At 39.1% G+C, this 20689-nt stretch carries 19 protein-coding genes and 1 riboswitch; of the genes, 16 read left to right on the top strand and 3 right to left on the bottom strand.

What is annotated here, in order from left to right:
- Positions 1-18 precede the first annotated feature (18 nt).
- Positions 19-1200, bottom strand: a complete 1182-nt coding sequence (locus tag AB685_RS21005) for a M20 family metallopeptidase (RefSeq protein WP_047972545.1) — start codon at positions 1198-1200, stop codon at positions 19-21.
- 198 nt (positions 1201-1398) lie between these two features.
- Here AB685_RS21005 and AB685_RS21000 point away from each other — a divergent pair, with 198 nt between their 5' ends.
- Positions 1399-1578, top strand: coding sequence for a hypothetical protein (locus AB685_RS21000; protein ID WP_047972544.1), 180 nt, complete (start codon positions 1399-1401; stop codon positions 1576-1578).
- Between the two features lie 44 nt (positions 1579-1622).
- Here AB685_RS21000 and AB685_RS20995 read toward each other — a convergent pair whose 3' ends face one another.
- Positions 1623-2255 carry a CBS domain-containing protein gene (locus AB685_RS20995; protein WP_047972543.1) on the bottom strand — a complete coding sequence of 211 codons (633 nt, stop codon included), beginning with the start codon at positions 2253-2255 and terminating at the stop codon, positions 1623-1625.
- Between the two features lie 111 nt (positions 2256-2366).
- Here AB685_RS20995 and AB685_RS20990 point away from each other — a divergent pair, with 111 nt between their 5' ends.
- From AB685_RS20990 to AB685_RS20955, 8 genes are all read left to right on the top strand, one after another.
- Positions 2367-3722, top strand: a complete 1356-nt coding sequence (locus AB685_RS20990; protein ID WP_047972542.1) for a cytosine permease — start codon at positions 2367-2369, stop codon at positions 3720-3722.
- A 71-nt stretch (positions 3723-3793) separates the two neighbouring features.
- Positions 3794-4498 carry a DsbA family oxidoreductase gene (locus AB685_RS20985; RefSeq protein ID WP_047972541.1) on the top strand — a complete coding sequence of 235 codons (705 nt, stop codon included), beginning with the start codon at positions 3794-3796 and terminating at the stop codon, positions 4496-4498.
- Positions 4499-4693: 195 nt separating this feature from the next.
- Entirely contained in the window at positions 4694-5587 is an 894-nt protein-coding gene (locus AB685_RS20980; protein WP_047972540.1) for a transporter substrate-binding domain-containing protein, read from the top strand.
- A 70-nt stretch (positions 5588-5657) separates the two neighbouring features.
- Positions 5658-6359, top strand: a complete 702-nt coding sequence (locus AB685_RS20975; RefSeq protein ID WP_047972539.1) for an amino acid ABC transporter permease — start codon at positions 5658-5660, stop codon at positions 6357-6359.
- Positions 6360-6371: 12 nt separating this feature from the next.
- Positions 6372-7112, top strand: a complete 741-nt coding sequence (locus AB685_RS20970; RefSeq protein WP_047972538.1) for an amino acid ABC transporter ATP-binding protein — start codon at positions 6372-6374, stop codon at positions 7110-7112.
- 83 nt (positions 7113-7195) lie between these two features.
- Positions 7196-7304, top strand: a riboswitch (SAM riboswitch).
- 139 nt (positions 7305-7443) lie between these two features.
- Positions 7444-8457: a methionine ABC transporter ATP-binding protein gene (locus AB685_RS20965; RefSeq protein ID WP_047972537.1), complete on the top strand. Its 1014-nt coding sequence runs from the start codon at positions 7444-7446 to the stop codon at positions 8455-8457.
- Positions 8447-9112: a methionine ABC transporter permease gene (locus tag AB685_RS20960; RefSeq protein WP_047972536.1), complete on the top strand. Its 666-nt coding sequence runs from the start codon at positions 8447-8449 to the stop codon at positions 9110-9112. The genes AB685_RS20965 and AB685_RS20960 overlap by 11 nt, the downstream gene beginning before the upstream one ends.
- 18 nt (positions 9113-9130) lie before the next feature.
- Complete coding sequence (locus tag AB685_RS20955) at positions 9131-9961, top strand: MetQ/NlpA family ABC transporter substrate-binding protein (RefSeq protein WP_047972535.1); 831 nt, start codon at positions 9131-9133, stop codon at positions 9959-9961.
- A 235-nt stretch (positions 9962-10196) separates the two neighbouring features.
- On the opposite strand, the gene AB685_RS20950 is transcribed toward AB685_RS20955, so the two are convergent.
- The gene (locus AB685_RS20950; protein ID WP_047972534.1) at positions 10197-11801 is read right to left on the bottom strand and encodes a glutathione ABC transporter substrate-binding protein; all 1605 of its coding nucleotides are present in this window, start codon (positions 11799-11801) and stop codon (positions 10197-10199) included.
- A gap of 559 nt (positions 11802-12360) precedes the next feature.
- Between AB685_RS20950 and AB685_RS20945 the strand changes: the two genes are divergently transcribed.
- From AB685_RS20945 to AB685_RS20915, 7 genes are all read left to right on the top strand, one after another.
- Positions 12361-13251 carry a nitrilase-related carbon-nitrogen hydrolase gene (locus AB685_RS20945; protein WP_047972533.1) on the top strand — a complete coding sequence of 297 codons (891 nt, stop codon included), beginning with the start codon at positions 12361-12363 and terminating at the stop codon, positions 13249-13251.
- Between the two features lie 129 nt (positions 13252-13380).
- Positions 13381-14736: an NAD(P)-dependent oxidoreductase gene (locus AB685_RS20940; protein WP_047972546.1), complete on the top strand. Its 1356-nt coding sequence runs from the start codon at positions 13381-13383 to the stop codon at positions 14734-14736.
- A 23-nt stretch (positions 14737-14759) separates the two neighbouring features.
- Positions 14760-16046: an NAD-dependent dihydropyrimidine dehydrogenase subunit PreA gene (gene preA, locus AB685_RS20935; protein ID WP_047972532.1), complete on the top strand. Its 1287-nt coding sequence runs from the start codon at positions 14760-14762 to the stop codon at positions 16044-16046.
- Positions 16047-16104: 58 nt separating this feature from the next.
- A complete protein-coding gene (hydA, locus tag AB685_RS20930) occupies positions 16105-17523 on the top strand; it encodes a dihydropyrimidinase (RefSeq protein ID WP_047972531.1) in 1419 nt (472 codons plus the stop codon).
- 145 nt (positions 17524-17668) lie between these two features.
- Entirely contained in the window at positions 17669-19135 is a 1467-nt protein-coding gene (locus AB685_RS20925) for an NCS1 family transporter (RefSeq protein WP_047972530.1), read from the top strand.
- 14 nt (positions 19136-19149) lie between these two features.
- Complete coding sequence (locus AB685_RS20920) at positions 19150-19386, top strand: hypothetical protein (protein ID WP_047972529.1); 237 nt, start codon at positions 19150-19152, stop codon at positions 19384-19386.
- 177 nt (positions 19387-19563) lie between these two features.
- Positions 19564-20689, top strand: a 1126-nt coding sequence (locus tag AB685_RS20915; protein WP_047972528.1) for a PucR family transcriptional regulator ligand-binding domain-containing protein, incomplete at its 3' end; no start/stop codon positions are given.

The raw sequence follows: 20689 nt of genomic DNA, 5'->3' as shown, positions 1-20689 counted from the left end.
TTCTCAGCGTCTTTATTTTTAGATTGAACCTTTAGGAACTACTCGTTTAAACTCTTCTTTAATGTCTTGTAAATAAGCAGGGTTGGCCAACACATCATACCCTGTTGCAGCTAATGTTTTAGCACCAAGAATCATGGCTTCAAATCCTCTTGAGTCTCCAGCGGCATCACGAAAACCGGTGGTATGACCTGAATGAGGGCAATCGTCCATTTTAATRTAGGGGTGAATGGCTGGTACAACTTGGCTAACATTGCCCATATCAAGTGAGCCATGATCCCGATCTGTTTCGATTTCTTCTGGTTTCACACCTAGTGCGATTAGGTTTTGACAATAGAGTTCTGATAGTGCTTCATTTGTATGTAAATTATCATAACCAAGCTCATGATTTGAAATGTCAAACTCACAGCCTGTTGCAAGAGCTGCAGCTTCTGCGCAACGCTTTACCTTCTCTGACGTTTCTTGAAGAACGTTTTTATCATTTGCTCTTACATAAAACTGGGCTTGTGCACGAGCTGGAACAACATTTACAACATCACCACCGTTCGTAATGATTCCATGAATGCGCACCTCATCAGGAAGATGTTGACGTAAGGCATTAATTAAATTAAACGTTTGAATAACTCCTTCAAGGGCATTGACCCCTTCATCAGGACTAGCTGCAGCATGTGCCGGCTTTCCATAGAAATCAAATTGAACGGCTTCCATTGCCATAGATGATCCGCTTCTCTCATGAACTCCAGACGGATGAACCATTAAGGCAACATCCAACCCCTCAAGGATCCCCTCATTAGCAAATGTAACTTTTGCTCCATTCGTTTCTTCTGCAGGAGTACCATAAACGATGACCCTTCCGCCAAATGTGTCAACAGCTTCTTTTAAAGCGATGGCAGCACCTGTACTCATCATCCCAATTAAATTGTGACCACATGCATGTCCAATTTCAGGAAGTGCATCGTATTCGGCGAAGTAGCCAATCGTAGGGCCTGGTTTATTTGAACGATAAGTGGCAATAAAAGCTGTTTCTAAGTTTACAATATTCGTTTCAACCTCAAATTCATGTTTGCGCAGTTCAGCTGTTAAAATTTCCATCGCTTTAAATTCCTTATTACCAAGTTCAGGGTTCTCCCAAATGTAACGACTAATGCTAATCCATTGATCTTTATGCTTTTCAATTGTTTCAAAAAGAGCATCTTTGTTCATATCTTCAACTCCTTAATGGTTCTTTCTATCTCCATATTGCAAGTTAAATGCCATGTAGTCAAATGCCTTAGTCAATCGGTCTGATATTTGTAGAGGGTCATTTTTGAAAATGACTAAAAAAGTTTCGGAAAGCGGATTGAAGTGTCTCTAATAGGGGTATTAGTTAGCAAATAACAATTAAAGTGCGTGGAGGGTATAATGAGCAGCCAAAGAAAAAATCGCGAGGAAGATGCATTTATTTCAACGATTAGTGACCCTATTGTAAGAGATCAAATTAAAAGGATGTTAGATTCTTATTATAGAGAAGGATATAGAAAAGGATTTGAAGATGGTCTGCAAAAGAATGGTAGACATTTAGATGAGACAAAATTAGGATAAAGATAATCAGGGCAGCTTCCGCAAATTGCGGGCTGCCCTGATTTTTATTCGATTTCTAATATGCGATATCCGTGTTTTTCAATATCTGCCGTTACTTTGTTAAGATGAGGAGACTTTTCAATCTTAATTAAAATTCGGCGTAAATAAGAAGAATCTGATTCAAAAGCAATATCGGAAATAATGTTAATATCGTACTTTTGTAAAATCTTCGTAATTGAATGGAGCGTTCCAGATTGATTATGTACACCGAGTAAAATACGAGTGCCTTCTACCCCAACCCCAAAACAATCCTCCAATGTACGCTCAATAAAAGATCGTTTCACAATCCCAACGAATTCACCGTTATCAAGCACTGGAACAAATGGATATCTTACAATGATTGGTAGACAATCTTCAAAATGACTACTATGTAGATCAACACTTTCGTTCGCACTAACATCAATACAGTTAGAAATCGCGTGTTGATACAGTTCGAGAAGTGTAGTCTTTTCGTCTTGTGTTTCGAGGTATTCAAGGATGGAACGTTTACTTAGTATACCAAGATAGGAGCCTTCATCATTAATAACTGGTAAGCTATAATGAGAACCTTTCATTGTTGCAAGTGCATCTTTAATGGTCATTGTTGAACTTAGAAGGGTTAGCTCCTTCTTTGGAGTGAGACAATTACGAATAAACATTCTATTTTCCCCCTTATGAATATAATATATATCTATTATACTTTGTTTTTAGTTGCTATAATATCATAATTTTCAGAAATATATATTGCTAATGGTATGGAGGTGAATTAAGTGCATGAAACAAACAAAGGAACAAAACCTCTAGTGGAGCGTTATGGTTTAGAAGCTATTCCTAAACACGCACAAAATACTTCAGCTATTGAATATACGTTTATACAGATGGCGATATCGGTTAATGCAGGCAATGTTCTTGTACCTGCATTAGCAGTGCTCGAAGGTGGCTTAACGTTTCTACAAGCCGTTCTATCTACGGTTATCGGTGCCGCTTTTGCTTTCATATGTGTATCTTTCCTTGCGTTGCCCGGTGCTAAATATGGCATTCCAGCCCAATACTCTATACGAGCAATCTTAGGTGTAGGAGGGACGCGTTACTTGGCTTCACCTATTAGGACGGTTACATCGATGTATTGGTTTGCTGTTCAAACGATAGGGGGGACTTACTTAATAAAGGAATTAATCGAAAGAACCTTACATATTCAAATTCCTTTTCTAGGCATTGCCCTTGTAATGGCTACTCTTATGGCAGTTTTAGCTTTAATAGGGTTTGAGGCAGTGAAAAAAGCGAAAAAGTATTTCCTTCCTATTCTTTTTGTTGGAGGGCTTGTCATGCTCTTTATTCTACTAACGAGCGAAGTGGAAGGAAGAACATTTGAAACTGTAATCAATAGCGCTTCATCTGCTCCGTTAGGCACCGTGCTCTTCTTTGCTAGTTTAGCCTTTGTCCAATATGTATCAGGCGTCAGTTCAGCCTCAGACATGGCCCGTTATGCAAGGAGTGAAAAGCATGCTTTTTATGGCTTGTTTTTAGGGAATCTGAGTGGCTTTTTCTTAACGGCTATTCTAGGTGCGTACACGGCTGCTTTAGCTGGAAGTGTTAACCCTTATGTCATATCAAGTCAGTTAACGAACTCAACACTAGCTCTTACTATTATTTTGGTTGCTGCGATGGCCTCAATGGTTATGATTAATATCAGCAATGCATATACCGGGGGATATAGCTTATTAAATAGYTTACCAAGCTTAGGAAGGGTGAAGAGTGCTGTTCTTTTTGGCTGTTGTGCTATCTTTCTAAGTTCATTTCCGATTTTAGTAGAACAAGCACAAACCTATATTTCTTATTTAGGTGCATTGATTATTCCTATTTCTGCAGTAATTGTGTTTGACTTTTTACTCCTTAAGAAGCGTAGGTTCACAGAGAAAGATTTCTTAGGATTAGTGCATGGTGACTACCAATATAACTTCAAAGGCCTAAGTGCGTCGATTGCTGGAATGGCACTTTATTTATTGCTGCCAAGCGTTTGGTCTCCAGGGTTCATTGCATTTATTGGGACGGGAGTGATTTACTTAATCATTTCCTTGAAATTTAAAAGAAAGAATGAAAGTAATCAAGTGGAAAATGTAGGATGAGTGAGCTTTTAGTTTGGAGTATGGGAAACCTAGATCTATAATTCAATGTAACTGATGGAGGAGGAATGTAAATGAGAATCGATATTTGGTCAGACTTTGTTTGTCCATTTTGTTATATAGGTAAACGTAAGCTAGAAAAAGCATTAAAGCAATTTAAACACCGTGAAGAGGTAGAATTGGTATTTCGAAGCTATCAACTAGACCCTACTGCGAAACGAGACAACGATGAACACCTATACGATGTTTTGGCAAAAAAATATGGTATGACTCGAGAAAAAGCTAAAGAAATGAGTGATCAAATCACGGTACAGGCGAAAGAAGAAGGACTAGATTTCAATTTTGATACATCGATTCGTACGAACACAGCTGATGCTCATCGAATAGCCCATTTTGCTTACGAACAAGGGAAAGGACTAGAGCTGACTGAGCTACTAATGAAAGCGTACTTTACCGACTCACTCCACATTGGAGATCATGAGATATTAAGCGATTTTGCACAAGAAGTAGGAATGGATAAAGGAGAAGCACTTAATGTATTAAGAAGTAACAAATTCATAGACGTCATTAAGCAAGATCAACAAGAGGGTACTAACATTGGTGTGCAAGGCGTTCCTTTCTTTGTTTTTGATCATAAATATGCTGTATCAGGTGCCCAGCCTACTCATGTCTTTTTAGAAGTGCTTGAAAAAGTGAAAGAAGAGCAGAGCGAGCTGACGATTATCGAAAGTAATACAAGCGAAGGGGCTCATTGTAGTAATGAGTCATGCGATAGTTAAGAAATTCTTTATTTAAGGGAACCCTTTATCGTAAAAGGTTTTTTCTTTTGTATCTGGGTGAGAGAAAATGTGAATACTTTTAATAGGATAAAGTATTCACATTTTAATCGTTGACATGGAGGGAGTTTGGTGGTAATTTAATTATACTATTCCGATTAACTAACTAAGGTTTAATGTGAGGGGAGCAATCATAAAATGAAGAAATTATTTTATCTTTTAATCGTACTAATGTTGATGATGGTGCTAGCAGCTTGTGGCGCAACTGATGAAACAGAGGAAGATAATGGAGAAGCAGCAGATGCAGATACAGAAGAAACCACAGATGCTAGTGATGATACATCTTGGGCAGAAGTTGAAGAGTCTGGAGTGCTTGTTGTAGGAACATCAGGGACATACGCTCCCATTACTTTTTACAATGAAAGTAATGAATTAACTGGATTTGAAGTAGAGCTTGTTAAAGAAGTGGCTGAAAAATTAGATCTTGAGATTGAGTTTAGTACGATGGACTTTGATGGGATTCTTCCATCATTACGTAATGGTCAAATCGATGTAGCTGCTCATGATTTTGCCATTACAGAAGAGCGTAAAGAAACGTTTGATTTTGTTATTCCACATAAATATTCTTATGGATCAATTGTCGTTCGTGCTGAAGATGCTGATCGATTCGAGAGTGCACATGATTTAGAGGGTGTGGACGTTGCACTTGGTTCATTGACAAGTAATTATGCTATCTTTGCTGATAATATCGGTGCGAATGGAACAGCATATGATGGTGGGACAGAAGCGATTTTACGTGATGTTATCAATGGAAACACGGATGCTTACTTAAATGACCGCCTTGTATTGCAACGAACGCTGGATGAATTCAGTGATGATCGATTAGTAGTAGCCGATCAAGTGAAATACCATGCAACAGAAAGTGCAATGGCTGTATTAAAAGGAAATGGAACATTAAAAGAAAAGTTAGATGAAGCAGTACAAGAGTTAATTGAAGATGGTACTGTAGCTCGTTTATCTGAGGAGTTTCTAGGTGAGGATGTATCTGAACCAGTTGATAAGTCAGAAGTTGTCAGTCTAGATGGTGAATAAAGAAATATGAAGAAATACAAGGACTTGTCCTTGTATTTCTTTTTTGGACGTGCATGAGGGAGGGAATTAAATGATTGAATGGTTTCAACAAATACAGTGGGAATATTTATATGATCCGGAGCTAGCATGGAATTCACTTCCTTTTTTACTTGAGGGTTTAAAAGTAACCATGATAATCGCTCTATTTAGTATGTTCTTTGCTCTTATTCTTGGGGTAGTACTAGGTATTGCAAGGATGTCTAAATTCTGGTTTTTGAGGTGGCCTGCAAGGATTTATATATCATTCATGAGAGGAACACCTTTATTAGTCTTTATTTTTATCCTATATTATGGGATACCTGTATTAGGGGTTGAATTTAAAAGTGCTATCGTGGCTGGTATCGTAGGGATTAGTCTTAATTTTGCAGCTTATAATGCAGAGGTGGTCAGGTCTGCTATTATGTCTGTGTCACGCGGACAATGGGAAGCTGCTACTTCACTTCAAATGAGTTATATACAGACACTAACACGAATCATTATTCCTCAAGCAACCCGAATTGCCTTACCACCAACTTTTAATATATTTATGGATATTGTRAAAGGAACCTCTCTGGCATCAGTTATTACTGTTCAAGAGCTATTATATAGCTCAAGACTCGTAGCAGGACGAACTTTTGATAGTATGACGATGTATATAACCGCTGCACTTATTTATTGGGTAGTTTGTATTGTAATTGGGCATTTCCAAGAGCGCTTGGAAAAACGTTATAATCGTTACTTGAGTCAGAGATAAAGGAGGCCTACTATGATTGAAGTTTCGCAATTACAAAAGAAATTTGATGAAGTTACCGTTTTAGAGTCTATTGATTTTTCCGTGCAAAAAGGGGAAGTCGTTTGTTTGGTAGGTCCTTCTGGATCAGGAAAAACAACACTTCTACGTTGTTTGAATTTATTAGAAACACCTAACCAAGGGACGATTCAGATCGGTGATAAACGCCTTGAGTTTGGCTCAAAACGTTTATCAAAAAAAGCTATAAAAGATTTACGAAGCTACTCTGGTATGGTATTTCAAGGTTTTCATCTCTTTCCTCATAAAACAGTCATGGAAAATATCACTGAAGCACCATTAACTGTGAAAAAGGCAAGTAAGGCATCTGTAATTGAAGACGGAGAGAAATTATTGAAGAAGGTTGGCATGATCGACCATAAGGATAAGTATCCAGATGCATTATCGGGGGGACAGCAGCAGCGTGCTGCGATAGCAAGAGCGCTGATGATGAATCCTGATGTCATGTTATTTGATGAGCCAACTTCTGCTCTTGATCCCCAACTTGTTGGCGAAGTTCTACGAGTAATCGAAGAGCTCGCAAAAGAAGGACAAACAATGGTGATCGTTACTCACGAAATGAACTTTGCGAAGCGAGTAGCAGACAAAGTATTATTCATGGACGGTGGTTATATCGTCGAGGAAGGTCCAGCTAAAGAGTTACTCGAGAGTCCAAAAGAAGAACGAACTCGAGAGTTTCTACAACTTTTAGGTGAATAGTGTACATGTTAGAATAAAAAGCATTGACATCTCCTTAATACTTTATTAAGATAAAATAACTTAGAAAATTTAAATAGTTTAAACTCTTATCAAGAGCGACCGAGGGACAGGCCCTATGACGTCCGGCAACCTCTAAGTTTTTACTTAGTCGGTGCTAAATCCTGCAGAGCAATAAGCTCTGGAAGATAAGAGGTGCGATCTTAATTATCAAACCTCTTTCTTGTTTAGAAAGAGGTTTTTTTATATTTAACTTCTTGAGAGTTAAGCTAGAACATTATTTAGTTATAAAGTTGAGTTTTCACATAGGAAAATCAGGCTTTGGGGGTGCATCATGATCGAAATTAAAAGTGTTACGAAAGAATATAAAACAAAAAAAGGGACCGTTAAAGGAGTAGATAACGTAAGCCTTGAGATTGATCAAGGAGAGATCTTTGGAATCGTAGGGTATAGTGGAGCAGGTAAGAGCTCTCTTTTACGATGTATTAATTTGATGGAAAAGCCAACTAGCGGAGAAATTTTTGTAGATGGTGTTAATCTAGTGATGTTAAATGCTAGTAAGCTGCGCCAATCTAGACAAAAGATAGGAATGATCTTTCAACATTTTTATCTTGCTACTTCTAAAACAGTATTTGATAACGTTTATTTCGCTTTAAAGGCAGCAGGTAAATCAAAGACCGAGAGTCAAAAGAAAGTGTTAGATTTATTGGAGTTAGTAGGATTAGCTGATAAGGCGCACCACTATCCTAGTCAATTAAGTGGAGGTCAAAAGCAAAGGGTAGGTATAGCAAGAGCTCTAGCTAATGACCCGAAAGTATTGTTGTGTGATGAAGCAACTTCAGCTCTAGACCCAAGTACGACTCAAGCTATCTTAAGACTACTCAAAGATATAAATAAAAAACTAGGTTTAACGATCGTGCTGATTACACATGAAATGGAGGTTGTAAAAGAGATTTGTGATCGAATGGCTGTTATGGAAGATGGAAAAGTAATTGAGCTAGGAAGTGTCTATCAACTATTTGCTCATCCAAAAGAGAATTTAACAAAAGAATTCATCGATGGTGTGATGCAATTTAAATTACCTCAAGCTTTGGTTGAAAAGTGTAAGGGAACAATAGTGAAGATACATTTTCGAGGAAGGATTGCTGAAGAATCTGTTGTATCGGATGTCCTCAAAGGATTTAATGTCCGGGCCAATATTCTCCACGGCAMAATTGAATATATTAAAGAAGTCCCTCTTGGTGTGTTTATTATGGAACTTAAGGGCACTAGTGATGAAGTGGAGCGTGTTCTTACATATCTAAATGAAAAAGCAGTAGGGGTGGAGGTGATGACAAGTGACAATTGAGAGTTTGATTAATTTATTGCCAGAGCTCAACAAAGCATTCTTTGAAACGTTGTTAATGGTAGGAATTTCACTTTCTGTAGCACTAGTTGTAGGTCTTCCCTTAGGCGTTTTATTGTATGTAACAGATAAAGGGTTGTTCCTTGAAAATAGTTGGATTAAAGGGGTACTTGGCTTGATCGTGAACTTAATTCGCTCGATCCCCTTTATCATTTTACTTGTTGCCCTTATTCCGTTAACAAAAGCAATTGTTGGGGGAACCATAGGCCCGGTCGCAGCATCTGWCTCCTTATCTGTTGCAGCGATTCCTTTTTTTGCAMGGTTGGTAGAATCATCTGTGCGAAAGATTGATAAAGGGGTAGTAGAAGCTGCAATTTCAGTTGGGGCAAGTCCATGGTTGATCATAAAAGATATTCTATTAACAGAGGCTAAGCCTGGCATTATTCAAGGGATCACCATTACGACTATTAGTTTGATTGGTTATTCTGCGATGGCTGGTGTTGTCGGTGGTGGTGGAATTGGTGATTTGGCTATTCGATTCGGCTATTATCGATACGATGAAGCAGTAATGTTTACAACGATTATTATTTTGATTGTGTTGGTACAAGTCATCCAATATACAGGTGACTTTATAGCAAAAGCGATAGATAAAAGATAAAGTAGAGGAGAATGAACAATGAAAAATTGGAAAACAGTATTACTTTCAACATTATTAGTGGGTACATTAGCAGCTTGTGGTTCAGAAGAAAGTGRAGAAGCCGCAGCTGACTCAGGAGAAAAAACAAAAATTACTTTTGGTTCAACAGCAGGTCCTTATAGTGATATGGTTTCACAAGCGATCCAGCCAGTATTAGAAGAGAATGGATATGAGGTTGAAGTCGTTGAGTTTAGTGATTATGTTCAACCAAATATTGCTCTTRATAATGGCTCTATTGATGTAAATTTATTTCAGCACAAAATTTACATGGAGAATTTTGCTGAAGAAAATGGATTGGATTTATCGGAAGTGATTGTTGTTCCGACGGCTCCAATGGGGATTTATTCAAATAAGTATGACTCTCTAGATGAGATTGAAGAAGGGTCACAAATTGCGATTCCAARTGATCCAACTAATGCAGCACGTGCTTTTTTAATACTTGAAGAAGAAGGATTAATTAAAGTAGATCCAGACGTTAATCCACTTGTTATCTCAGAGCGTGATGTTGTAGAGAACCCCAAAAATATCGTATTCCAACCGATTGAAGCAGCACAGCTTCCACGAGCTGTCGACTCCGTTAACTTATCGGCTGTGCCAGGGAACTTTGCTTTATCAGCTAATATGGATTTGCTAGATGCTTTGAAGCTTGAAAATATGCCTGATGAGTATAGAAATCGCATAGTTGTTAACACAGAGGACTTAGACGAACCTTTTGTTCAAGATATTAAAGCAGCGGTTGAATCTGCTGAATTTGAAGAGGTTATAGATACAGAGTTCGAAGGATTTGGAAAGCCGGAATGGATGGAGTAAACACTTTGAAGGCGCTATTTATAGCGTCTTTTTTTGTAGTCGTAGGGATTTGATTAGTTAAATAAGTTAGGAAGTAAAATAGAACAAGATAATTGATTCTTAGAGTTATTTAGCTTAAATAAACGTTTAATTAAGACTAGATTTTAAGAAGATTCTAATTGGTAAGCTGAGTTTATTAACCAATGAAAATGAAAATCTGCCTTATGAGAATAACTTCATAAGACAGATATAAATGTTATCTATTAAGTTCTACATCACGTAAGAACAACGTTGTACTTGGGAATTGCCAGAAGCCTTCTWCCTCATCTCTTACACCAGCAATGATTTCTGGGAAGTAAAGATAAGCATAAGGTGATTCTGCAGCTAGCTCATTTTGAGCTGCTTCGTAAAAATCTAAACGTTCTTGCTCATCAATCGATTCACGAGCTTGTTGTAAGAGAGAATCAATTTCTTCGTTATCAATGAAAGAACGGTTACCAGCTGGACCTTTGTTGTCAGAGTGGAAGACTGGATATAAACCATAGTCACCATCAAGGGTAACGGTTCCCCAACTGCCTAAGAATAATTCCGATTGTCCTTGACCTGCTCGCTCTAAATACGTACCAAATTCGTACGTATCAATCTCAATGTCTACACCAATTTCGGCTAATTGGTATTGAAGTGCTTGAGCTAAATCTTGTCGTTCACGGTCATCATMAGTAAGAATCGTTGTTTGAAAACCATCAGGATAGCCTGCTTCTGTTAGTAGATCCTTCGCTTGTTCACGATCATATTCAATACGATCAATGTTATCGCTATAACCAAAAACATCTGGAGCGATTGGACCATCTGCAATCACACCTGTACCATCTAACACTCCATCTATTAATGCTTGTTTATCTACAGCCATATGAAGGGCACGTCTAACGTTTACATCATCAAACGGTTCTTTTTCCGTATTAAATCCTAAGTAAACCATGCGAGTACTGTTTGATTGCTGCACAGACGTTTCGGCACCATTGTCTACCCGTGAAACATCACTAGGGTTTACTGGGAAAATAATATCTACTCCGCCTGTTTCAAGTTCGGCGATACGTGTTAAGTCCTCAGGAATAACAGTGAAAGTGACTGAATCTACTTTTGCTTGTTCTTCATGCCAATAGTCATCATTTTTCACAAGAGTAACAGATTGTCCTGGGGTACGTTCTTCAAATTTAAAATAACCAGTCCCAGCGGGGGCTTCATTTACTACTGAGAATGGTTGCCCGCCATTTTCCATATCTTCATAGGACGCTTCAATTGATTCCATGCTAATAATGCTTCCACCTGGGTGAGCAAGATGAGCAGGAAGAGAAGAGAAAGGAAACTCAGTTTTAATATGTACCGTGTATTCATCTTCAACTGTTACCTCTGTAATCATTCCAAATAAGAAAGAAACAGGTGCAGCAACATCTGGATCACGAACACGATCTAAATTTGCTTTAACCACTTCTGCATTTAATTCAGAACCATCGTGGAACGTTACACCTTGGCGAATTTTTGCTTCCCAAGTTGTATCATCAATTTGCTCGAAGCTTTCCGCTAAAGCTGGCTGAATCGTAAGGTCCGTTTCCATATGTACAAGACGATCATAAATAGTAGAGTTGATCGAGTTTGACACATTTTCGTTTGCGCCATGCGGATCAAGCGAAACGGGATCAGATAAGACTGCGACTTTCAGGTCGCCTCCACCGGTATTTTCTGTTGACTGTTCCCCTTCATTCGCTGCTTCTTCTGACGGTTCACTGCTACAGGCAACGAGACCTATACTTAGAACGGAAAGAATGGCAGCTGACTTAAAAAATGATGATAATTTCTTCATTGTAAAACTCCCTTCTGAAAAATAATGAATGAGGCAATAACCTACCAAACTACAAGGAATTGCTAATAAAATCATAGCGTAAGCCGTTGGAAATATCAATTTAACTTTTTGAATATAGGGAATTATCTAACAAAAATTTATGAATTACGCAGAAAAATAGTAATTTTCGACATGTTTCACGGGAAACATTTTCAAATAGTTACAGAAAAATGCTGAATTTTGATGTTTTTGTAGAAAGATTTTGCCCTATGAGAAAGAGGATTTGGACATACTTGTACTGAACTCTTTATAAGCACTAATAGCTCCAAAGTCATGATAGGTAACCTTACACCATTACGGAAAGTATTTGAAAGAAATGCTAGGATAACGCTACGTAAGAAAGAAGCTTTTACATAATGATAAAGAAAAATGATCAAGGGTTTGACATTATGTATGATGTATTTGTCTTATGAGACACGTAGAATAAAAAATAAAGTCGGACTATTCTTAMAATTATTAACTGTTCTACTCACAGGTTACTGATGGTGAGATCACTTACATTTGCTTAGGGGGAATTTAAATGTCAGATCACGTAAAAATTGGACTTATTCAAGCGTCAAATGATGTACATGGTGACGAGCCGGTAGCTGTTCATAAAGAAAAATCGATTGAAAAGCATATTAAGTTAATCCGTGAAGCTAAAGCAAAGGGTGCACAAATCGTTTGTTTACAAGAAATCTTTTACGGACCGTATTTTTGCTCAGAACAGAAAACTAAATGGTACGAAGCGGCAGAAGAAATCCCAAATGGTCCGACAACAAGATTGTTTCAAGATTTAGCCAAAGAGCTTGAAATTGTCATTGTTCTTCCAATTTATGAGCGAGAAGGGATTGCAACTTATTACAATACAGCTGCAGTTATTGATGCGGATGGATCCTATTTAGGGAAGTACCGTAAACAACATATTCCACATGTTGGAGTGGGTGAGGAAGGTTATGGGTTCTGGGAGAAGTACTACTTTAAACCTGGCAATATGGGATATCCCGTTTTTGATACGGCATATGCAAAAGTTGGTGTGTATATCTGTTATGACCGTCATTTTCCGGAGGGTGCTAGATTGCTAGGGTTAAATGGTGCAGAAATTGTATTTAACCCATCGGCAACAGTAGCGGGCTTATCAGAATATTTATGGAAGCTTGAACAACCAGCCCACGCTGTCGCAAATGGATATTATTTAGGGGCTATTAATAGAGTTGGGGTAGAAGCACCTTGGAATATGGGTGAATTCTATGGACAATCTTATCTTGTAAATCCTCGTGGACAATTTGTCTCGGTGGCCAGTCGTGATCAGGATGAAGTTATTATTGGAGAAATGGATAAGAAAATGATTCGTGAAGTACGTGATACTTGGCAGTTTTATAGAGATCGTAGACCAGAGACGTACGATGATATGACAGCATTACTTCCTTAATTCGATAAACTTGTAGGTTTTGCATAGATGAATGTTATCTATGTAAAACCTTATTAATTAGAAGAAAACAAAATCAATCGTTTATTGCTTGATAAAAAAGGAGGTCTTTCATTGAGTGAGCAACGTTTAATGCTAACGGTAGAAGATTTGGAAAAACAATTTCAAGAAGCTCATCCGGGGTTAACGAATAGAGAAGCAACGGAGGAAGCTAATCGATGTCTATATTGTTATGATGCACCCTGTATAACCGCTTGTCCGACAAGTATTGATATTCCGCGTTTTATCAAAAAGATTGCCTCAGGGAATATGAAAGGATCTGCGAAGACTATTATGTCTGCCAATCCAGTCGGTGCAAGCTGTTCGCGAGTTTGCCCTACAGAGGAATTATGCGAAGGGGCGTGCGTGTTAAATCACTCTACCAAGCCGATCATGATTGGAGACCTACAAAGATATGCAACAGATTGGGCGATGAAAAATGAACAAGTTTTATTTAAAGCAGGCCAAAAAAATGGAAAGACCGTCGCGATAGTGGGTGGGGGACCTGCTGGATTATCAGCAGCTCGTGAGCTTGCTCTTATTGGCTATGATGTCACAATTTATGAAGCTGAAAAGGAAGCTGGTGGATTAAATACGTACGGTATTGTCTCTTTCCGTCTTCCACAACGTGTTTCATTCTGGGAAGTTGATCAAGTGAAAAGCCTTGATGTCAAAATCAAAACAAATACACGCATCGGGGTAGATGTTCCGGTCTCTGAGCTTTTAGCTAATTATGACGCAGTGGTACTTGCCATTGGAATGTCTAGTGTGCCTAACCTTGGGATTGAAGGAGAGGAACTAGAAGGGGTGCATGATGCAATTGAGTTTGTAAAAGCAACTAAATCAGGTCAATTGACTGAAGAATATATCGGTAAAAACGTAGTAGTAATCGGTGCAGGTAATACGGCTATTGATGGTGCGACCTGTTCAGTGCGCCTTGGTGCAGAAAATGTGAAAATTCTCTATCGTAGAACGCTTGCAGAAATGACTGCTTATGATTTTGAATACGAATTCGCTAAACAAGACGGGGTAGAATTCCGCTGGTTAACAGCGCCAAAAAGAATCATTGGAGATGAACACGGAAAAGTTCAAGCCATCGAATGCATCAAGATGGAGTTAGGTGAACCAAGTGAAGATGGACGGAGAAGACCGGTAGCTGTTGAAGGGTCAGAGTTTACATTAGAGGTGGATGCGGTCATTAAAGCGATCGGCCAAACACGCTATGTGGATTTAATCGAGCAGTTTGGATTAGAGCATGATGGTGGGGTCGTAAAAGTGAACATGGAAGACTTTACAACGTCTAATGAAAAAGTATTTGCCTGTGGAGATGTTATTTTCGGTAAGGGCCAAGGTGAAGCGATGGTCGTAACAGCTGCAGAACAAGGGAAGCAAACGGCTTATGCTCTTCATCAAAAGGTGCTTGGAGGCGTGAAAGAAGAGACGGCATAACCCAAATAAGAGGAGGTAGTTGAATGGCTGACTTACGAATTGACTTTGCAGGAATTAAATCCCCGAACCCTTTTTGGCTAGCATCAGCACCACCAACCAACTCAGGTTATCAAGTGCAACGTGCATTTGAAGCAGGGTGGGGTGGAGCCGTTTGGAAAACACTTGGGGATCCTATTTTAAACGTATCCTCACGTTTTGCGGCTGTGAGTTTTAATGGTCAAAAAGTTGCAGGGTTTAACAATATTGAATTAATTACAGACCGGCCGCTAGAAGTAAACTTAAAAGAGATCTATGAAACGAAGAAACGATTTCCTGACCATGTGATCATTGCTTCTTTAATGGTTGAACCTCAACAGGAGAAGTGGCATGAAATTGTTAAACGTGTAGAAGAGGTTGGTGTAGATGGGCTTGAGCTTAACTTCGGATGTCCTCATGGAATGGCTGAACGTGGGATGGGGGCAGCTTCTGGTCAAGTTCCTGAGCTCGTAGAAAAGCAAACGTACTGGGCAAAAGAGGTGGCCCAAACACCTGTTATCGTTAAGCTAACACCGAATATTACTGACATTACGGTTACAGCTGAAGCGGCCGTTCGAGGCGGTGCGGATGCAGTTAGTATGATTAATACGATTAATAGTTTAGCCGGGGTCGATATTGATTCTTGGAATACCGTTCCACATGTCGCAGAAAAAGGCGCACATGGTGGGTACTGTGGACCAGCGGTTAAGCCGATTGCTTTAAACATGGTAGCAGAATGTGCAAGAAACCCTCATGTAAATGTACCAATCTCAGGGATGGGAGGAGTATCCAACTGGGAGAATGCGGTTGAATTTATGTTAATGGGTGCTACCGGTGTTCAAGTTTGTACTGCGGCCATGCACCATGGTTTTAGAATTGTCGAGGATATGATTGATGGATTAAATAACTACCTAGATGATAAAGGGATTGCTTCTGTAATGGATATAGTAGGTAAAACCGTTACGAACTATTCCGATTGGGGTAACCTTGATTTGAATTATAAAGTGGTTGCACAAATTAATAACGATGTTTGTATTAACTGTAATAAATGTCATATCGCTTGTGAGGACACCTCGCATCAATGTATTGATATGTTAAAGGATGACCAAGGAAGAGACATTCTTAAAGTACGTGAGGATGACTGTGTTGGCTGTAATCTGTGTTCCATCGTCTGTCCAGTCGATGGAGCGATTGATATGGTGGAGTTGAAATCGGAGTTACCACCGATGACGTGGAATGAACGTCAAGCGGCAATAGGTGCAGCAGGTAATTGTAGTATTCCTACCATCAAGTGAGTGTAATCGTATAGTAGGTAATCAATTTTTGTGATGAAGGTTAAAGGGGGACCAATAAATGAAGAAATTGATCAAGAACGGTACGATTGTAACGGCGTCTGAAACATTTGAGGCAGACCTTCTTATCGAGGATGGCAAAATTGCAGCAATTGGTGCAAACCTTTCTTCAAGTGGAGCAGAGACGGTTGATGCAAAAGGTCGCTATGTGTTTCCTGGAGGGATCGATCCTCATACTCATCTTGAGATGCCATTTGGTGGCACCGTTTCTAAGGATGATTTTGAATCTGGAACGATTGCGGCAGCATATGGTGGGACTACAACGGTTATTGACTTTTGTTTAACGAAAAAAGGAGAGCCGATGCAGTCCTCTATTAATGAATGGCATGCAAAGTCAAAAGACAAAGCTGTTATTGATTATGGATTCCACTTAATGATTGGTGAGATTAATGATGACGTGTTGGCTGAGATTCCAAAAGTAATCGCTGAAGAAGGAATTACTTCTTTTAAAGTATTTATGGCATATAAAAATGTTTTCCAAGCAGATGACGAGACGTTATTTAGAACGTTAGTTACTGCAAAAGAGCTCGGTGGTCTTGTGATGGTTCATGCAGAAAATGGAGATGTTATTGATTACCTGACAAAGCAAGCTCTCAAAAAAGGGCAAACCGATCCTATCTACCATGCTCTAACACGTCCACCTGAAGTTGAAGGAGAGGCCACAGGTCGAGCATGTCAGCTGACTGGTCTTGCTAACTCGCAACTATATGTTGTACATGTATCGTGTGAAAATGCAGTAGAGAAGATCGCAGAAGCAAGACGTAAGGGTTTTGATGTATGGGGTGAGACCTGTCCACAATATCTAGTTCTCGATCAAACGGCATTGGAAAAACCAAATTTTGAAGGAGCGAAATATGTCTGGTCTCCTCCTCTTAGAGAAAAGCATCACCAAGATGTGCTTTGGAATGCGCTGAAGAATGGAGACTTGCAAACGCTTGGGTCAGACCAGTGTTCGTTTGATTTTAAAGGACAAAAAGAGTTAGGAAGAGGTGATTTTACAAAGATTCCAAATGGAGGCCCTATTATTGAGGATCGAGTAAGCATCCTTTATTCAGAGGGGGTGGAGCAGGGGCGAATCTCGTTAAATCAATTTGTTGATATAACATCTACTCGTATCGCCAAGTTATTCGGATTATATCCTCAAAAAGGAACGATTGCAATTGGAGCAGATGCAGATCTTGTTATATTTGATCCAACGGTAGAGCGTACGATTTCTGCAGACTCTCATCATATGGCAGTCGATTATAATGCCTTTGAAGGGATGAAAGTAAAAGGAGAGCCGGTCTCTGTTTTATCGAGAGGGGAGTTCGTCATTCGTGATAAACAATTCGTTGGTTCAAGAGGGCAAGGGAAATACGTAAAGAGAGCTAAGTACGGTGAGACTTTAACGAGTGATGCGAACGAAGCAATTTCTAAATAAATCAAATTGGAAATGAGCCGCCACCTAAACATGATCGAAATAGAGAAGCTGGGGAGAGGGAAGCCAGTCACGCATGAACCTTTCTATGATTGATGAAAAGATGTATGATTGCTAGATTTCTAGCACATAAGAGGGGGATCTCGTGATGAAAAAAAACTCAAGTTATTTAAAGTCTCCTGACCTGCTTCCAATCACACATGGAGACCGTAAGATAAGTACATTAGGTTTCGCGATTATCTGGGTAGGCATGGCGGTCGTTTTAGCTGCGTTTGCTATTGGTGGAGAAGGGGTTCAATCTTTACCACTTGGATTGGTCGTCCTAGCCACTATTATTGGATCGATTGCTATTGGTTTATGTATGACCTTGACTGGTGATATTGGGGTTGAGCACGGTTTATCCTTCCCTGTTTACATGAGGGCTCCATTTGGAACAATCGGTACTCATATACCCTCATTAATACGTGGTTTTGTTGCTTCATGTTGGTTTGGGATTAATACGTATTTCGGTGCTACGGCGATGAATGGAATACTATTTGTTCTAACTGGATTTGACAATTGGTTTGTCTGCTTCCTCTTTTTTGCCGCGATTCAAGTTGTTAATACGGCACTTGGGATTAAAGCTGTTGAACGTTTTGCTGATCTTGCAGCACCTATTATCATCATCATATCAGCATGGATGTATACTACATTATCAGACCAAGCACTAGCTGCAGGACGTGACGTTTGGAGCTGGATTGAAAGTCCGGTAACTGGTGGGGCTGCAGTTACTGCGTTTGCCATTGTGATTATGAGTAACATGGGATTTTGGGGGACGCTCGCTGCTGATATGCCTTCTATTTCAAGGTTTATTAAAGCGCCAAAATTGGAACGGAACTGGTTTAAACRTAACAGAGGACAAATTGTTGGGAGTCTTATAACTCTTCCTATTGTACAAACGTTCATGGTGATTATTGGGGCTGTTTCTTTCATTGCTGTATCAAATTACGATCCGGTAGTAGCCTTACAAGAAGCCGCTAGTGGAATCGTTCTTGGGGTTTTATTACTAATGATTGTATTCGCCCAGTGGTCTACAAATATTTCAGCTAATCTTATTCCGGCAGCAACAATTTTCTCAAACGTTGGCGGGCCTAAGCTGCCATTTTGGACTGGAGTAGTGGTTGCTGGCTTAATTGGTTTACTTGTACAACCGTGGAGTCTCTTTGGCATTATTATTCCTGCATTATTAATTGTCGGTGGTATCCTATCAGCGATTGTAGGAATTTTGGTAGCTGATTATTACTTTATTCGAAAACGCCGTGTGAATGTTGTTGATCTTTATAAAGAAGATGGACAATATCAATACTGGAAAGGGTTAAACATTGCAGGTCTACTTGCTTGGGTATTGGGCGGGGGAGCCGCATACTTTATTCAAACTTACTCATTTGTTGTGGGTTTTGTTGTGGGAGCGGCTGTATATTACGTACTCGCTAAATATTGGTGGTTCGAAAAGTATCAACAAGCTGAGCTACTTGACCCTAGTGATGAAAAGTATCTAGGTATTACTGTGGGAAGAGACTGGCTTATTGAAGATGATGATACACAAGAGCAAGCAAAAACTGCACAAAATGCTTAGATAGGAGGCAGTCAATGTCGGATTACCAAGAGTTTCTTGCTGAGCGTGATGAAATTGATTATTTGATCCAACAAGGGTATGTCATTAAGGGAGTATCTGAAAATTTAAGCGGGGCCTTCGTGGAGTTTGAACTTCCCCTTCATAAACGCTCAAATAGTGGGCAGCAATATGTGCGCCTTCATATTAAAACTGCGGATGCGAGAAAATACTTCTCAGTCCAACTTATCAATCAAAATAAACAAACAGGTTAACTAAAGGCTGTTCCTAGAAAGTGACTAGGAACAGCTTTTTTTCATTTTGTAAGGATTTCTTACATAGAGATTAATAAGGTTGCAGGAAATAAGGCAAGTATCATAGAAGTTAGTACCACCCAATTAAATTTTATGAATAAAGTTTCTCTACTCTTTAAAAGAGGTGATGTTTAGATTATGAAATCGTACATATCTATCGAAGAGATTGTGAAACGAAAACACTTTGAACACATTGAAGTTATAGCCGGTATAGAAGGCTTAGATCGATTAGTGAAATGGGTTCACGTTGTTGAAGTCATTCAAATTCGGAACCTATTGAGAGGCAATGAATTGATTTTAACAACCGGTCTTGGATTTAAGGATGACCCTTCTTTATTTGTCCAATTCATTCAACAATTGATTGAATGTGAGGCGGCTGGTCTTTGTATTGAGATCGGTACGAACACATCCACCATTCCTCAAGAAGTCATTGATTTAGCAAACACTCATCAATTTCCTATCATCATGTTTAATCATGAAGTTCCCTTCGTAGAGATCACACAGGATATTCACTCAACATTAATTAATAAACAATACCAAGTCATAACGGATCTAGAATACTATTCTCAACAACTAAATAAAAAGTTATTAGAGATTAGCGAATACGATGAAATTTTGACATTTTGTCAAACGTATTTAAATGTCCAAGTCATGGCTCGCTTTAATGAAGATGACCTTAGATTTTATCCAGAGGCCCCAAAACTTGAAAAGCAAGAATTAATTAAAAAAAGAGAACAGGCTAAGAGTAATAAGCAGGCTAGAATTTCATGGCAGCCAGTAATGTTACTTGGTAATGAATATGCAGAAGTAATCATTATTTCAAAAGATAGAGACCTCACCGAATATGACTATTTAATCTTGGATCGTACAGTCACTGCACTTGCGCAACAACTTTTACGTATCTTGTATGTAGAAGAACGGAAGAATGCAGAGGAGTCCCAATGGATGCTAGATTGGTTAGAGGGTGTTCATAGGGAAGAGATTATCGATGAACATTTAGCTTCTTTAGAACCGGGGTTAGAATTGAACGGGGCAGTAGTGTGCGTATGTAAATACCAACCAGTAAAGCATGGTGTAGAGTCAGATTGCACCTACTTAAAGTTGTGGATGCGAACGGTCTTTGAACAATATGGATTTCATTTATTTACGATCGATGTGAGGCAGGATTTAGTATTAGTCCTCTGTAATAAGCGTTCAGTTGAGGATTGGAAAGAACGGGCGGTGGAAGCTTTTGAACGAGTTAGACAACAAGATGGAACCGGAA

The organism is Bacillus sp. LL01 (genome assembly GCF_001037965.1).
Note: the sequence above shows the minus strand (reverse complement) of the source record. Positions and strands in the feature narration are given on the sequence as shown.

What these genes read in the sequence shown, in the direction of transcription:
- AB685_RS21000 (WP_047972544.1), top strand. Translation starts at nt 1,399, where the DNA reads ATGAGCAGCCAAAGAAAAAATCGCGAGGAAGATGCATTTATTTCAACG.
- preA (WP_047972532.1), top strand. Translation starts at nt 14,760, where the DNA reads ATGGCTGACTTACGAATTGACTTTGCAGGAATTAAATCCCCGAACCCT.
- AB685_RS20940 (WP_047972546.1), top strand. Translation starts at nt 13,381, where the DNA reads ATGCTAACGGTAGAAGATTTGGAAAAACAATTTCAAGAAGCTCATCCG.
- AB685_RS20995 (WP_047972543.1), bottom strand. Translation starts at nt 2,255, where the DNA reads ATGTTTATTCGTAATTGTCTCACTCCAAAGAAGGAGCTAACCCTTCTA.
- hydA (WP_047972531.1), top strand. Translation starts at nt 16,105, where the DNA reads ATGAAGAAATTGATCAAGAACGGTACGATTGTAACGGCGTCTGAAACA.
- AB685_RS20920 (WP_047972529.1), top strand. Translation starts at nt 19,150, where the DNA reads ATGTCGGATTACCAAGAGTTTCTTGCTGAGCGTGATGAAATTGATTAT.
- AB685_RS20980 (WP_047972540.1), top strand. Translation starts at nt 4,694, where the DNA reads ATGAAGAAATTATTTTATCTTTTAATCGTACTAATGTTGATGATGGTG.
- AB685_RS20985 (WP_047972541.1), top strand. Translation starts at nt 3,794, where the DNA reads ATGAGAATCGATATTTGGTCAGACTTTGTTTGTCCATTTTGTTATATA.
- AB685_RS20970 (WP_047972538.1), top strand. Translation starts at nt 6,372, where the DNA reads ATGATTGAAGTTTCGCAATTACAAAAGAAATTTGATGAAGTTACCGTT.
- AB685_RS20945 (WP_047972533.1), top strand. Translation starts at nt 12,361, where the DNA reads ATGTCAGATCACGTAAAAATTGGACTTATTCAAGCGTCAAATGATGTA.